Below are 13,681 nucleotides of genomic sequence, written 5' to 3' on the forward strand. Positions count from 1 at the left end.
CCGGACGCCGTCCGGCCCCGCTGGGCCGGCCGGGTGACGGCCGCCGGCGCGGGCCGCAGGGCGGCCGGTCCACCGGCACCCGTACGGCCCCGGCCGACATGTGCTCCCGCCCCCGCGCCCCTAGCGTGCGAAGGAGGCCACAGCGAGGGAGCACAGACGGTGACAGACACGACGCGCACCCCGGCCGAGCCGGACGCCGCGCTGCTGCGGGCCGGTCGGTTCTTCCGGCGGGGGACGGCCTCGGACGACCTGCACAGTGTGCGGATCGAGGGCGGCCGGGACGGGGACGTCTTCTACCGGGACCGGTGGAGCCACGACAAGGTCGTGAACTCGACGCACGGCGTGAACTGCACGGGGTCGTGCCGGTGGAAGGTGTACGTCAAGGACGGCATCATCACGTGGGAGACCCAGCAGACGGACTATCCGAGCGTGGGCCCCGACCGGCCGGAGTACGAGCCGCGCGGCTGCCCCCGGGGCGCGGCCTTCTCCTGGTACACGTACTCCCCCACCCGGGTGCGCTACCCCTACATCCGGGGGGTGCTCCTGGAGCTGTACCGGGAGGCGAAGGCGCGGCTGCGCGACCCGGTGCTGGCGTGGGCGGACATCCAGGGCGATCCCGAGCGGCGGCGCCGCTACCAGCTGGCCCGCGGCAAGGGCGGCCTGGTGCGGGCCACCTGGGACGAGGCGGTGGAGATCGTCGCGGCGGCGCACGTGCACACGATCAAGGCGTACGGGCCCGACCGGGTCGCCGGGTTCTCGCCGATCCCCGCGATGTCGATGGTGTCGCACGCGGCCGGCGCCCGGTTCATGTCGCTGATCGGCGCGCCGATGCTGTCGTTCTACGACTGGTACGCGGATCTGCCGGTGGCCTCTCCGCAGGTCTTCGGCGACCAGACGGACGTTCCCGAGTCGGGCGACTGGTGGGACGCCGCGTATCTGATGATGTGGGGCTCGAACGTGCCGGTGACGCGGACGCCGGACGCGCACTGGATGGCCGAGGCGCGCTACCGCGGGCAGAAGGTCGTGGTGGTCGCGCCGGACTACGCGGACAACGCCAAGTTCGCCGACGAGTGGCTGCACCCGCACCCCGGCACCGACGGCGCGCTCGCCTTCGCCATGGGGCACGTCATCCTGAAGGAGTTCTTCGTCGAGCGGCAGACGCCGTTCTTCACGGAGTACGTCAAGAAGTTCACGGACCTGCCGTTCCTGGTGACGCTGGAGGAGAAGGACGGCGGGTACGTCCCGGCGAAGTTCCTGCGCGCCGCGGACCTCGGGCAGGGCGGCGAGGGGGCGGAGTGGAAGACGGCCGTCCTCGACGAGGCGACCGGGCAGCCCACCGTGCCGAACGGTTCACTCGGCTTCCGCTGGACCGAGTCCGGCAAGGGCAGGTGGAACCTCGAACTGGGTGACATCAAGCCGCAGTTGAGCCTGCACGGGAGTGAGGTCGCCACCGGCGTGCCCGTGCTGCTGCCCCGCTTCGACACCGACGGCGGCAGCCACGGGCAGGGCCGGGGCGAGATCGTCCGGCGCGGCGTCCCGGCGACCCGGCTCGGCGGGCAGGACGGGCCGCTGGTCACCACCGTCTTCGATCTGCTGCTCGCCCAGTACGGCGTCGGCCGCGAGGGGCTGCCGGGTGAGTGGGCCGCCTCGTACGACGACGCCCACGCGCCGGGGACGCCCGCCTGGCAGGAGCTGCACACCTCCGTACCGGCCGCCAAGTGCGTGAAGATCGCCCGGGAGTTCGCGGAGACCGCGGAGAAGTCGCGCGGCCGCTGCATGATCCTCATGGGGGCCGGCACCAACCACTGGTTCCACTCCGAGACCATCTACCGCAGCTTCCTGTCGCTGCTCCAGCTCACCGGCTGCCAGGGCAGGAACGGCGGCGGCTGGGCGCACTACGTGGGCCAGGAGAAGTGCCGGCCGGTGACCGGCTGGGCCTCGCTCGCCTCCGCCAACGACTGGTCGCGGCCGCCACGGCAGATGATCGGCGCGGCGTACTGGTTCACCAACACCGACCAGTGGCGCTACGACAGGTTCGGCGCGGACGTGCTCGCCTCGCCGCTCGGCAAGGGCGCCTTCGAGGGGATGACGGGCGCCGACTGCCTGGCCCTGTCGGCGCGTTCGGGGTGGATGCCGTCGTACCCGACGTTCGACCGCAACCCGCTGGAGCTCGGCGCGAGCGCGGACCCGGTCGGCGGGACGGTGGCCGAACTCAAGGCGGGCACCCTGAAGTTCGCCTGCGAGGACCCGGACGCGCCGGAGAACTGGCCGCGGGTGCTGACGCTGTGGCGGGCCAACCTGCTCGGTTCGTCCGCGAAGGGCGCCGAGTACTTCACCAAGCACCTGCTGGGCACCCACTCCTCGCTGCGGGCCGAGGAGGCGGCGCCCGGGGAGCGGCCCACCACGGTGACGTGGCGCGACGAGGCGCCCGAGGGCAAGCTCGACCTGCTCCTGTCGCTGGACTTCCGGCAGACCTCGTCGACGCTGCTCTCCGACGTCGTGCTGCCCGCCGCGACCTGGTACGAGAAGCACGACCTGTCCTCCACGGACATGCACCCCTACGTGCACTCGTTCACCCCGGCCGTGGACCCGCCGTGGCAGGCCCGCACCGACTTCGACACGTTCAAGGCGCTCGCGGAGAAGCTCAGCGAGCTGGCCGTGGACCACCTGGGCGTCCGCAAGGACCTGGTGGCGGCGCCCTTGCAGCACGACACCCCGGGCGAGATCGCGCAGCCCGGCGGCGTCGTCCTGGACTGGCGCAAGGGCGAGTGCGAGCCGGTGCCCGGCAAGACGATGCCGAACCTCGTCGTCGTCGAGCGCGACTACACCGCGATCGGCGCGAAGTTCGGCGCACTGGGCCCGCTGGTCGAGAAGCTGGGCCTGCCCGCCAAGGGCATCACCCTGCGGCCCGACCAGGAGGTCGAGGAGCTGCGCGCCCGCAACGGGACCGTGCGCGGCGGCCCCGCCGACGGCCGTCCCAGCCTCGACACCGCGGTCAAGGCGGCCAACACGATCCTGGCCCTGTCGGGGACGACCAACGGCCGCCTCGCCACGCAGGGCTTCCACACCCTGGAGGCGCGCACCGGGCAGGAGATGGCGCACCTGGCCGCCGAGCACGAGGGCAAGCGGGTCACCTACGCGGACACGCAGGCCGCGCCCGTCCCGGTGATCACCTCACCGGAGTGGTCGGGCAGCGAGGCGGGCGGGCGCCGGTACACGGCGTTCACGCTCAACACCGAGCACGCCAAACCGTGGCACACGCTCACCGGGCGCCAGCACTTCTTCATCGACCACGACTGGATGCACGAGCTGGGCGAGGCGCTCCCCGTCTACCGGCCGCCGCTCGACATGAACCGGCTGTTCGGCGAGCCGGTCCTCGGCCCGGACGGCGAGCACGAGGTGACGGTCCGCTACCTGACGCCGCACAACAAGTGGTCGATCCACTCCGAGTACCAGGACAACCTGTTCATGCTGGCGCTCTCCCGCGGCGGCCAGTCGATCTGGATGGCGCCGCAGGACGCGCAGGCCATCGGCGTCAAGGACAACGACTGGATCGAGGCGGTGAACCGCAACGGCGTCGTCGTCGCCCGCGCGATCGTCTCGCACCGCATGCCGGCCGGCACGGTCTACATGCACCACGCGCAGGAACGCACCGTCAACGTCCCCAAGGCGGAGACCACCGGCCGGCGCGGCGGCATCCACAACTCGCTCACCCGGCTCATCCTCAAGCCGTCCCATCTCATCGGCGGCTACGCCCAGTTGAGCTGGGCGTTCAACTACCTCGGCCCGACGGGCAACCAGCGCGACGAAGTCACCGTCATCCGGCGCCGCTCCCAGGAGGTCCAGTACTGATGCGCATCATGGCTCAGATCGCGATGGTGATGAACCTGGACAAGTGCATCGGCTGCCACACCTGCTCGGTCACCTGCAAGCAGGCGTGGACCAACCGTGGCGGCATGGAGTACGTCTGGTTCAACAACGTCGAGACCCGCCCCGGACAGGGCTACCCGCGCCGCTACGAGGACCAGGAGAAGTGGCGCGGCGGCTGGGAGCTGAACAAGAGGGGCGCCCTGAAGCTCAAGAACGGCGGCCGCTTCAAGAAGCTCGCGGGCATCTTCTCCAACCCCAAGCTGCCCGAGATCAAGGACTACTACGAGCCCTGGACGTACGACTACAAGAACCTGACCGAGGCGCCGCTGGGCGACGACTACCCGGTGGCGGAGCCCCGCTCGCAGATCTCCGGCAAGCCGATGAAGATCGAGTGGTCCTCGAACTGGGACGACAACCTCGGCGGCGCGACGCAGTACGGCGACCTCGACCCGATGGTGGAGAAGACCCGTCAACAGGCTTCGGACAAGGTGAAGTTCGCCTTCGAGCAGACTTTCATGTTCTATCTGCCGCGCATCTGCGAGCACTGCCTGAACCCGTCGTGCGTGGCGTCCTGCCCGTCCGGCGCGATGTACAAGCGCGCGGAGGACGGCATCGTCCTGGTCGACCAGGACCAGTGCCGCGGCTGGCGGATGTGCGTGACGGGATGCCCGTACAAGAAGGTCTACTTCAACCACCGCACCGGCAAGGCCGAGAAGTGCACGCTGTGCTATCCGCGGATCGAGGTGGGCCTGCCCACCGTCTGCTCGGAGACCTGCGTGGGCCGGCTGCGCTATCTCGGCGTCATCCTCTACGACGCCGACAAGGTGACGGAGGCGGCGCAGACCCGGGACGACACCGCCCTGTACGAGGCGCAGCTCGGCGTCTTCCTCGACCCGCACGACCCGGCCGTGCAGCGGGCCGCGGAGGAGGCCGACATCCCCTACGACTGGATGGAGGCGGCGCGCCGCTCCCCGGTGCACGCGCTGATCAGCGAGTACAAGGTGGCGCTGCCGCTGCACCCGGAGTACCGGACGATGCCGATGGTCTGGTACATCCCGCCGCTCTCCCCGGTCGTCGACGCGCTCAGCGAGAGTGGCCACGACGGCGAGGACCACGCCAACCTCTTCGGCGCCATCGACACCCTGCGCATCCCGCTGGAGTACCTCGCGGAGATCTTCACCGCGGGCGACGTGGCGCCGGTGCGCGCGTCCCTGGAGAAGCTGGCGGCGATGCGCTCGCACATGCGGGCCCTCAACCTCGGTGACACCCCGGACGCCTCGATCGCCGCGTCGGTCGGCATGGCCGCCGGGGAGATCGAGGAGATGTACCGGCTGCTCGCCATCGCCAAGTACGAGGACCGGTACGTGATCCCGACGGCCGCGATGGGCGACGCCCGGCGCCTGGAGGAGACGGCGGTGCCGGACTCGTGCAGTCTCGACCACGCCGACGGGCCCGGCATGGGCGGCGAGGGCCCCTTCGGCGGCGACTCCGGCAACACCATGGCCGGCGGGCGCAGGCTGCTGCCGGTCGTCTCCGTCGAGAACTTCCACCTCACCAAGCGCCGCCAGACCGCCGACGACCCGAAGGAGAGCCCGTGACCGGCTCCCGTGCCCTCCTCCACCAGGCGGCGGCGCTCTGCCTGACCTACCCGGACGAGGAGCTGTACGAGCGGCTGCCGCTGGTACGCGCCGCGGCGCCGCGGCTGGCCCCGTTCGTCGACCACGCCGAAGCCGCCGGGCTCGCGGAGCTGGCGGCCCACTACGTCCAGGTCTTCGACTTCAAGAACCGGCACAGCCTGTACCTGACGTGGTGGCGGGACGGGGACACCCGGCGGCGCGGGATGTCGCTGGTGCGCATGAAGGAGGTCTACCGGCAGCACGGCATGGAGTTCACCGGGGAGGAGCTCCCCGACTTCCTCCCCGCGGTCCTGGAGTTCTCGGCGCAGGCCGGCCCGGTCCTGCTGGAGGAGCACCGCAGCGGCCTGGAGCTGCTGCGTCTGGCCCTCACCGAGCACGGCACCCCGTACGCCACCGTCCTCACCGCCGTCTGCGCCACGCTCCCGGGCCCCACCCCCAAGGACCGCGCCGAGGCGCTCGCGCTGGCCCGCTCGGGTCCCCCGCGCGAAGAGGTCGGCCTGGAACCCTTCGGAGACCTCGGTCTCCGCGCCCCCCTCCCGCTGTTCGTGAAGGAGCAGGCCCGGTGACCACGCTGATCTGGGGCGCGCTGCCCTACATCGCCTTCGTCCTGCTGATCGCGGGCACGATCTGGCGGTTCCGCTACGACAAGTTCGGCTGGACGACGCGTTCCTCGCAGATCTACGAGTCGAAGCTGCTGAACATCGCCTCGCCGGTCTTCCATTACGGCATCCTGTTCGTCCTCGTCGGGCACATCATCGGCATCTTCATCCCGATGTCGTGGACGGAGAAGGTGCACGTCAGCGAGCACACCTACCACCTCTTCTCGCTGTACGGCGGCACGTTCGCCGGGGTCCTCGCCGTCGCCGGCATCTTCCTGCTGGTGTACCGGCGCCGCACCAAGGCCCCCGTCTTCCGCGCGACGACCCGCAACGACAAGCTCATGTACGTCGTGCTGCTCGGCTCCCTCGTGCTCGGCATGGTGGCGAAGCTGTCGCACTCCACCGGCGACGGCTACAACTACCGGGAATCCATCGGGCCCTGGGCGCGCAGCCTGTTCACGCTGAGCCCGGACACCTGGCGGATGGAGGGGGTGCCCGTGCTCTACCAGATCCATGCGGTAGTGGGCATGGCATTGATCGCGCTGGTACCGTTCACCCGGCTCGTGCATATGTTCAGCGCGCCGGTGCAGTACCTGTTCCGTCCGTACGTGGTCTATCGCAGCCGCGATCCGCGGCAGCTGGCCTCGCGGCCGGAGCGACGGGGGTGGGAGCGCACCGGCTCCTAGCCGCGGCGTGCCGCGGTGCGGCACGTGGGGAGACGTGACGTGAGTGAAAGACGGCCCGCTCCCACCGTGGGCCAGGTGGTCCTCGGCCGGCGCCTGCGCGATCTGCGGGAGGCCGCGGGGCTCAAGAGGGACGAGGCCGCCCGCGCCCTGCGGGTGACCGGGGCGACCATCCGCAGGATGGAGACGGCCGAGGTCGCGCTGAAGATCCCGTACGTCCAGATGCTCCTGGAGCTGTACGAGGTCCCCGAGCGGGAGATCGAGGCGTTCGTCGCGCTCGCCGAGGAGGCGAACCTTCCCGGCTGGTGGCAGCGGTTCCACGACGTGCTGCCGGACTGGTTCAGCCTCTACGTGAGCCTGGAAGGCGCGGCCGAGATGATCCGCGCCTACGAACCGCACTTCGTGCCGGGCCTGTTGCAGACCGAGGAGTACGCGCGGGCCGTCTTCGACGCGGGCACGGTGGGCCGCTCGACGCCCGAGGACATCGACCGGCACGTGTCGCTGCGGATGGCCCGGCAGTCGCTGCTCACCCGTGAGGACGCGCCGCACCTGTGGGTCGTAATGGACGAGACGGTCCTGCTGCGCCCGCCCGGCGGCCCGGACGTGCTGCGCGGCCAGCTCGACCGCCTGCTGGAGATCGCCCGGCTGCCCCATGTCACGTTGCAGATAGCCGAGTTCGCGAGCGGGCCGCACCCGGGCACCTTCGGCCCGTTCACCCTGTTCCGCTTCCCCGTGCGGGAGTTGCCGGACATGGTGTACAGCGAGTACCTCACCGGGGCGCTCTACCTCGACTCGCGTGACGAGGTCGGCACGCACCTGGAGGTCCTGGACCACCTGGTGGCCCAGGCGGCGAGCGCGGAGCGCAGCCTGGAGCTGATACGCCGGTGGCGGGAGCGCCTGACCGCCGCCGACGGCTGAGGCGCTCCCCCGGGCGCGCGCCGAGGCGTCTCCGGCGAGGACGGCACCGACGCCGTCGTCACCGCCCCTTCTCACAGAAACGGGCCCGCTCCGGTCCTGGCGGACACCGGGTGTCCCGGTGTCCAGCTCAGATCCTGGGCGGGCCCGCGTCCAGGGCGCGTCGTCAGGCCAGCTTGGCCGTCAGGGTGATCGTCGTGCCGGTGAGCGCCTGGCTGACCGGGCAGTTCTTCTTGGCGTCCTCGGCGGCCGCGGTGAAGCCCTGCTCGTCGAGGCCGGGCACGGTGCCCTCGACGGTCAGGTGGATGCCCTTGATGCCCTCGCCGGGCTGGAACGTCACGTCCGCCGAGGTGGTCAGCTTGGTGGGCGGCGTGCCCGCGCCGGCCAGGCCGTGCGAGAGCGCCATCGAGAAGCAGGACGAGTGCGCGGCCGCGATCAGCTCCTCGGGGCTCGTCTTTCCGTTCGCCTGCTCGGCGCGCGAGGGCCACGACACCGGCTGCTCACCGATGCCGGAGGAGTCGAAGGTGACGACGCCGCTGCCCTCGAGCAGGTTGCCTTCCCACACGGTGTGCGCGGAGCGCGTGGTTGCCATGATGGTCCCTTTCCATTGCCGATCGACCGGGGGCACCATCCGATCACACTCCGCCCGTCCGCACGGTGGCGACGAGCAGTGCGGCTCCGCGAAAGATCGGTGAATCCACTGTCCGGCCGCGGCGGAAGCCCTACAGTCCAGACATGCTGGAACTCTTCCAAGTCCTCGGGGGAATAGCCGGATTTGGCGGAATCGCGCTGGGCGTGCTGTACCTGCTCTACCGCGATCTGATGCGCGACATCATCCGCAACCGCATGTTCCGCTCGCTCACGCCCGCGCAGGCCACCGCGTTGTTCGGCGCGGTCGTCGTCCTGGCGTTCGTCGTCGCCGTGCTCGGGGTCTTCGCCACCCTCGCCGAGAGCAAGGGCGTGGTGCAGTTCCTGGTCCTGGTGGCCATGCTGCTGCTCTTCCTCCTCGCGGTCCTGCTCGTCGGGGCCCGCGTGGCCATGGGCCGGCCCCCGGCCTCCGCCACCGGACGCGGGGGCGGCGTCGACCGCTCGCTCACGACGGTCCGCCGCCACGTCGAGCGGGAGGAGCCGGACGAGGCCGAGCGCGCCCTGGAGGTCTCGCGCACCGACCGCGACGCGGCGGAGTTCTGGTACTGGAAGGCCCGCATCGCCCTGGTCCGCTCGAACGTCGACGTCGCGTCGGGGTACGTGGACGAGGCGCTGAAGCTGGAGCCGCGCGACCCGTTCGGCATCGCCCTCAAGACGGAGCTGCTGTTGCTGGCCAACGATCCGGCCCGTGCCGTCGAGGCTGAGCGGCTGGCCGCCTCCGCCACCGGGCTGAGCGCCGGACTCGACGCCTGGCTTCGGCGGTTGCGGGCCGAAGGAATGTTCGGCGACGGGCTGCGCACGCGCACGCAGCTGGAGACGCGGTGCCCGCTGCCCACCCCGAGTACGGAGAGAGCACATGCCGAGTGAGGACCTGCCGGGCGAGCGTCGCCCTGCCGTCGTGTACGTGGGGCCGCTCGATCCGGCGCGTGACGGCGCGGGCGGCGCGGACCGGCCGCTGATCGAGGAGGCGCTGCGGCAGGCGGAGGCCGCCGGGCTCGCGGTGCCGGACCCGGTGGCGGAGACCGTCGCGGAGGCGGACGCCCAGCTGGCGGCCCACCCGGACGCCGTCCTCCTGGTCGCCCCGCGCACGGACCACCACGACGTGTGGCCCGCACCGGGCCGCGCCTTGTGGGGGCTGCTGCGCCGCGGAGCGGTACTCCGGGCTTGCGGCGCCGCCGGATCGGTGGGCGGGGCCGTCGACCGGCCCGCGGGGGTGGCCCCGGGCGGGACCCCGGACGGGTCCGCAGGCGTAACCCCGGACGGGTCTGCCGGCACGCCCCCGAGCGAGGCCGCGGGCAGGACCCCGAGCAAGGCCGCAAGCTCGATCGCGGGTGTGACCCCGGACGGGACCACGGAAGTGGCCCCGGACGAGACGGCGCCCGTGACCCCGGACGGGTCCGCGCGCCTGACCCCAGGTCAGGTCCATGAGGCCGTTGGGGAGCACGCAGCGGTGCGGGACCCGGGTGAGGCGCCTGCCCCGCCGGCCCTGCTGGTCGTCGACTTTCCCACGGTCACCACAGCCGCCACGGGCCGCAGAAACCTCACATCAACCGCGATGGCCGCAGGCCACGCGCAGGAGTCACCACGCGTGGCCGAGTGCCGGGCCTTCGCCCACCGCCTCGGTCTGCGCGGCGGCCCCGTGCTCGCCACGTCCACGCAGTGGGCGCTGGGCGCCTTACAGCTCAGCGCGGGGCAAGGCACGACGACGGTCGTCGTCCACCCGGCGGCGGCGCCACCCGAACCCGGTTCCGCCGACGCGCTGCTGATGCGCTGGCTGCGGGCGGGGCACGAGATCCGGCCGGTGCGGACGGCGGCTCCGGACCGGAGGCGGGTCAGCGGAGGGGAGCTCGGGCAGGATTTCGGGCAGGACAGGGAGCGGCCGGATTCCGAGCGGTGGATCAGGCTGGAGAGCGACCGGTTGGCGCGTCCCGCCCGACGCGAGCACGCCGACGCGGCCGAACGGGGCATGGAACGCCGCGACTCCCACCGGGACAGGGAGTGGGACCGGCAGGCGGAGGTCGAGCGGCTGGCCGAGATCGTGCGGGACGGGCTGGGCAGCCAGCAGGCGGGCGACGAGGACCAGGCCCTGTTCCGGCGGGTCGTGTCGGACCGGTACCGGGGCCTGGACGCGCAGATCTCGGCCCCCTCCGCGAGCAGCGCCCCCTCCGCCGCCTTCGCCCGGTCCGGGCCGCCCTTCCGTCCCGCCCCCGGGCCGCGCCGCTCCGGCCCCCTCCCGCACGACGGCCTGTTCATCCGCCGCAACAACGCCTTCGGGACGCGTTCCGTGCTCGGCGTCCGGGACCTCATCGAGCAGGGCGTGATCGTCGGCCAGGAGCAGATCCGGTTCGACGACTTCGTCGCCGCGCGCACCGACCAGGTCCCCGGCCCGGGGCCGGGCGAGGCGGTCGCGGTCAGCCACGGGCTCGCGGCCGTACCGAGCGCCTTCAAGGCCGACGAGGCCACCACGCATCTGCTCGAACTCACCCTGCGCGCGGGCGACTCCCCGCCGGCCGGCACGCCGCGCGAGGAGGCGCTCCCCGTCAACTTCGTCTTCGTCGTGGACACCAGTTACTCGATGCAGGGCGAGAAGCTCGACACCGTCCGGCAGGCGTTGCAGGGTCTCTACGACCGGCTCCGCCCGGCCGACTGCCTGGGGATCATCACCTTCGACACGCACGTGCGCACCCCGCTCGCCGCCGTCCCGAAGGGGGAGCTGCCGCCCGAGCGGTTCGCCGAGGTGGTCTCCGGACTGACCGCGGGCGGCGGCACCGACATCCACCTCGGCGTGCAGTACGGGCTGTCCGAACTGCGCCGCCACTCCGCCGGCGGCAACACGGTCGACTGCCTCTACCTCTTCTCGGACGGCGACCCGACCTCCGGCTTCACGGACTGGGTGGAGATCCGGACGAGGATCGCGGCCGAGTTGCGCGGCGACGTCACGCTCTCCTGCTTCGGCTTCGGCTCCGACGCCCGGATGCCCGAACTGTCGGCGCTGGCCGGGCTGAGCGGCGGCCACTCCACGTTCGTCACCCGGCCCGAACAGATCGGCACCGACCTCCTCGCCGATCTGACCCGGCGCGACCACCTGGCCGCCATCGACATCCAGCTGCGCCTGGACATCGCCGCGGACGTCGAGATCCGGCACCTGTACGGGCACGACCTCGTCGGCGATCCCCGGGCCCGGCAGGCGGTGCTGCGCGACGCGGGGCTCGCGGCCGCGTCGGCCCGGGCGACGTACGGCGCCGAGGCCCTGCCCGACATCATCACCGACGAGCACGGCATCCGGATCTTCGCGCCGGACCTGGCGTTCGGCGAGACGTACTGGATCGTCCTGGAGATCGCGGTGCCGCCGGGGCGCGGACTGCCCGGGGTGGGCACCGCCACGGTGCAGTTCGTGGACACCGTCGCGCGCGAGGGGCTGCGCAGGGACATCGACCTGTCCGCCGGTCTCACCCTCGCCGAGGAGACGGTGAAGGTGCACGCGGTCGGCCTGTGGACCAGCGAGGTCACCTTCGCCGCCCTCGACGACCTGTACGAGCGGGACCGGGACACGGCCCGCAAGCGGCTGTCGGAGCACATCCAGATCCTCAAGAGCGTCCATCTGCACCTGCCCGCCAAGGAGTTCGTCGACGACCAGATCACCCTGAGCAAGCTGGCGACGCTCGCCGGCTCGCTGGACACCGTCCGCTCGTACAGCGACCCGCCCCGCGGCGGCGCGGGCCTCGCCCCCGCCATGGTCGCGATCAGCGAGTTCGGCCGGGTCAGATCGGGCACGGCGTGGCGGGCCTGACGGCGCGCCGGCCGACCGGGACCGGTGCGCGGGACAGCGTGTTCAGCAAGCCGCGCCGGGGGGGGCGCTCCCCTCGCCCGGTGACCGGCGGGGGCCGGGTCAGGGGGTGGCGGTCCGCTTCTTGCGGGCCGCCATCCACGCGTAGACGAGGACGCCCGCGAAGAGGAAGAGCACGCCCTGGTAGACGGCCGCGTAGCCGGCCCCGCCGACCAGCCACATGGAGAAGCCGAAGGCGGCGACGGCGAGCACCAGGTCCCGTGCGAGCCGCGAGCGGCTCACCCGGTGTCCCTGGCCGGAGAGCAGGAAGTAGATCTGGGCGGCGGTGGCCAGCAGGTAGGGGACGGTCGCGGTGAAGGTGGTGACGAGCACGAGGGTCTCGAAGACCCCGCTCGACCCGGCGGTGTAGTTGTATACGGTCAGCAGCGAGGCGAGGGTGACGGCGACGAGGACGCCGACGGTGGGGATGCCGCGCCGCTTGCGCTCGAACGCGGCCGGGAAGAGGCCGTCCCGGGCCGCCGCGTACGGCGTCTGGGCGCTGAGCAGCGTCCAGCCGTTGAGCGCGCCGACCATGGAGACGAGGGCGGCGACGGCGACGGCGGTGCCGCCCCAGGAGCCGCCGAACATCGCGTTGACGGCGTCGGAGAAGGGCGCCGTGGAGTCGACCAGCTCCGTGTGCGCGACGGTGCCGAACACGGAGACCGTGCCGAGCAGGTAGAGCAGCGCGGCGAGGCCGGTGCCGAGGACGGTCGCGCGGCCGACGTTGCGCTGCGGGTCGCGGACCTCGCCCGCGCTCACCGAAGCGGACTCGACGCCGAGGTAGCTGAAGAGCAGGATCGCGGCGGACGCGGAGACGGCGCCGAGCGCGGAGTCGCCGCTCGCGCGGAACGGTCCGAGGTCGTCCGCGTCGAAGAAGAACAGGCCGCCGACCGCGACGAGCAGCAGCGGCGCGAACTTCAGGACGGTGGAGACGAGCTGGACGGCGCCGACGTAGCGGGTCCCGGCGAGGTTGGCGAGCGCGGGCAGCCACTGGCAGCTCAGCGCGGCGACGATGGTCCAGAACGTGGAGCCGCGGATCGGCAGCAGGACGTCGAGGTAGCCGACGGCGGCGACGGCGAGCGCCGCGTTCGAGACCCAGGTGGTGATCCAGTACGACCAGGCCGCCAGGAAGCCGGCGAAGTCGCCGAAGGCCTCACGGGCGTAGACGTACGGGCCGCCGGTGCGCGGGTGCCGGTGCGCGAGCCGGCCGAAGACGAGGGCGAGCGCGATGGCGCCGAGGGTCAGGACGCCGAAGGCGACGAGGCTGATCGTGCCGTACGGGGCCACGGAGGCGGGGAGCAGGAAGATGCCGCCGCCGATGATGTTGCCCATGACGAGGGCGGTGGCGACGGGGAGGCCGAACCGGCGCGCGTGCCTGCTGTCGGGGTCCTGGTCCCGGGCCGGAGCCGGCGGTGCCGCGGGTCCGGTGTCGTGCATGGGGTGGTGCGCCTCTCGGTCGTGCCGGCCGCCGTCACGGGATCGCCGGGCGGCGCTCCATGGTCG

General features: G+C 72.2%; 9 protein-coding genes. 7 read left to right on the top strand and 2 right to left on the bottom strand.

Going from position 1 to position 13,681, the window contains the following annotated elements; all coding sequences use genetic code 11:
- Positions 1 to 159: 159 nt before the first annotated feature.
- From ACIBW6_RS07660 to ACIBW6_RS07680, 5 genes are read left to right on the top strand one after another with little or no spacing between them, the layout of a single operon-like run.
- Positions 160 to 3,852 (top strand): nitrate reductase subunit alpha, encoded by a 3,693-nt coding sequence (locus ACIBW6_RS07660; protein WP_399057773.1) that lies wholly within the window; start codon positions 160 to 162, stop codon positions 3,850 to 3,852.
- Complete coding sequence (gene narH / locus ACIBW6_RS07665) at positions 3,852 to 5,468, top strand: nitrate reductase subunit beta (RefSeq protein WP_399057775.1); 1,617 nt, start codon at positions 3,852 to 3,854, stop codon at positions 5,466 to 5,468. The genes ACIBW6_RS07660 and narH overlap by 1 nt, the downstream gene beginning before the upstream one ends.
- Positions 5,465 to 6,073, top strand: a complete 609-nt coding sequence (narJ, locus tag ACIBW6_RS07670; RefSeq protein ID WP_399057777.1) for a nitrate reductase molybdenum cofactor assembly chaperone — start codon at positions 5,465 to 5,467, stop codon at positions 6,071 to 6,073. The genes narH and narJ overlap by 4 nt, the downstream gene beginning before the upstream one ends.
- A complete protein-coding gene (gene narI, locus ACIBW6_RS07675; protein WP_399057779.1) occupies positions 6,070 to 6,792 on the top strand; it encodes a respiratory nitrate reductase subunit gamma in 723 nt (240 codons plus the stop codon). The genes narJ and narI overlap by 4 nt, the downstream gene beginning before the upstream one ends.
- Before the next feature lie 39 nt (positions 6,793 to 6,831).
- Entirely contained in the window at positions 6,832 to 7,707 is an 876-nt protein-coding gene (locus tag ACIBW6_RS07680) for a helix-turn-helix domain-containing protein (protein WP_399057781.1), read from the top strand.
- Positions 7,708 to 7,870: 163 nt separating this feature from the next.
- Here the strand turns inward: ACIBW6_RS07680 and ACIBW6_RS07685 are convergent, their stop codons facing one another.
- Complete coding sequence (locus ACIBW6_RS07685; protein ID WP_399057783.1) at positions 7,871 to 8,296, bottom strand: OsmC family protein; 426 nt, start codon at positions 8,294 to 8,296, stop codon at positions 7,871 to 7,873.
- Between the two features lie 143 nt (positions 8,297 to 8,439).
- On the opposite strand from ACIBW6_RS07685, the gene ACIBW6_RS07690 reads away from it, so the two are divergent.
- Both ACIBW6_RS07690 and ACIBW6_RS07695 read left to right on the top strand, forming a co-directional pair.
- The gene (locus ACIBW6_RS07690; protein WP_399057785.1) at positions 8,440 to 9,219 is read left to right on the top strand and encodes a tetratricopeptide repeat protein; all 780 of its coding nucleotides are present in this window, start codon (positions 8,440 to 8,442) and stop codon (positions 9,217 to 9,219) included.
- Positions 9,209 to 12,142 carry a VWA domain-containing protein gene (locus ACIBW6_RS07695; RefSeq protein ID WP_399057787.1) on the top strand — a complete coding sequence of 978 codons (2,934 nt, stop codon included), beginning with the start codon at positions 9,209 to 9,211 and terminating at the stop codon, positions 12,140 to 12,142. The genes ACIBW6_RS07690 and ACIBW6_RS07695 overlap by 11 nt, the downstream gene beginning before the upstream one ends.
- 99 nt (positions 12,143 to 12,241) lie before the next feature.
- Here ACIBW6_RS07695 and ACIBW6_RS07700 read toward each other — a convergent pair whose 3' ends face one another.
- Positions 12,242 to 13,615 (bottom strand): amino acid permease, encoded by a 1,374-nt coding sequence (locus ACIBW6_RS07700; protein ID WP_399057789.1) that lies wholly within the window; start codon positions 13,613 to 13,615, stop codon positions 12,242 to 12,244.
- Between the last annotated feature and the right edge of the window lie 66 nt (positions 13,616 to 13,681).

Source organism: Streptomyces sp. NPDC049813, assembly GCF_044465085.1.
GTDB lineage: Bacteria > Actinomycetota > Actinomycetes > Streptomycetales > Streptomycetaceae > Streptomyces.

What these genes read in the sequence shown, in the direction of transcription:
- ACIBW6_RS07700 (WP_399057789.1), bottom strand. Translation starts at nt 13,615, where the DNA reads ATGCACGACACCGGACCCGCGGCACCGCCGGCTCCGGCCCGGGACCAG.
- narH (WP_399057775.1), top strand. Translation starts at nt 3,852, where the DNA reads ATGCGCATCATGGCTCAGATCGCGATGGTGATGAACCTGGACAAGTGC.
- ACIBW6_RS07690 (WP_399057785.1), top strand. Translation starts at nt 8,440, where the DNA reads ATGCTGGAACTCTTCCAAGTCCTCGGGGGAATAGCCGGATTTGGCGGA.
- ACIBW6_RS07685 (WP_399057783.1), bottom strand. Translation starts at nt 8,296, where the DNA reads ATGGCAACCACGCGCTCCGCGCACACCGTGTGGGAAGGCAACCTGCTC.
- ACIBW6_RS07695 (WP_399057787.1), top strand. Translation starts at nt 9,209, where the DNA reads ATGCCGAGTGAGGACCTGCCGGGCGAGCGTCGCCCTGCCGTCGTGTAC.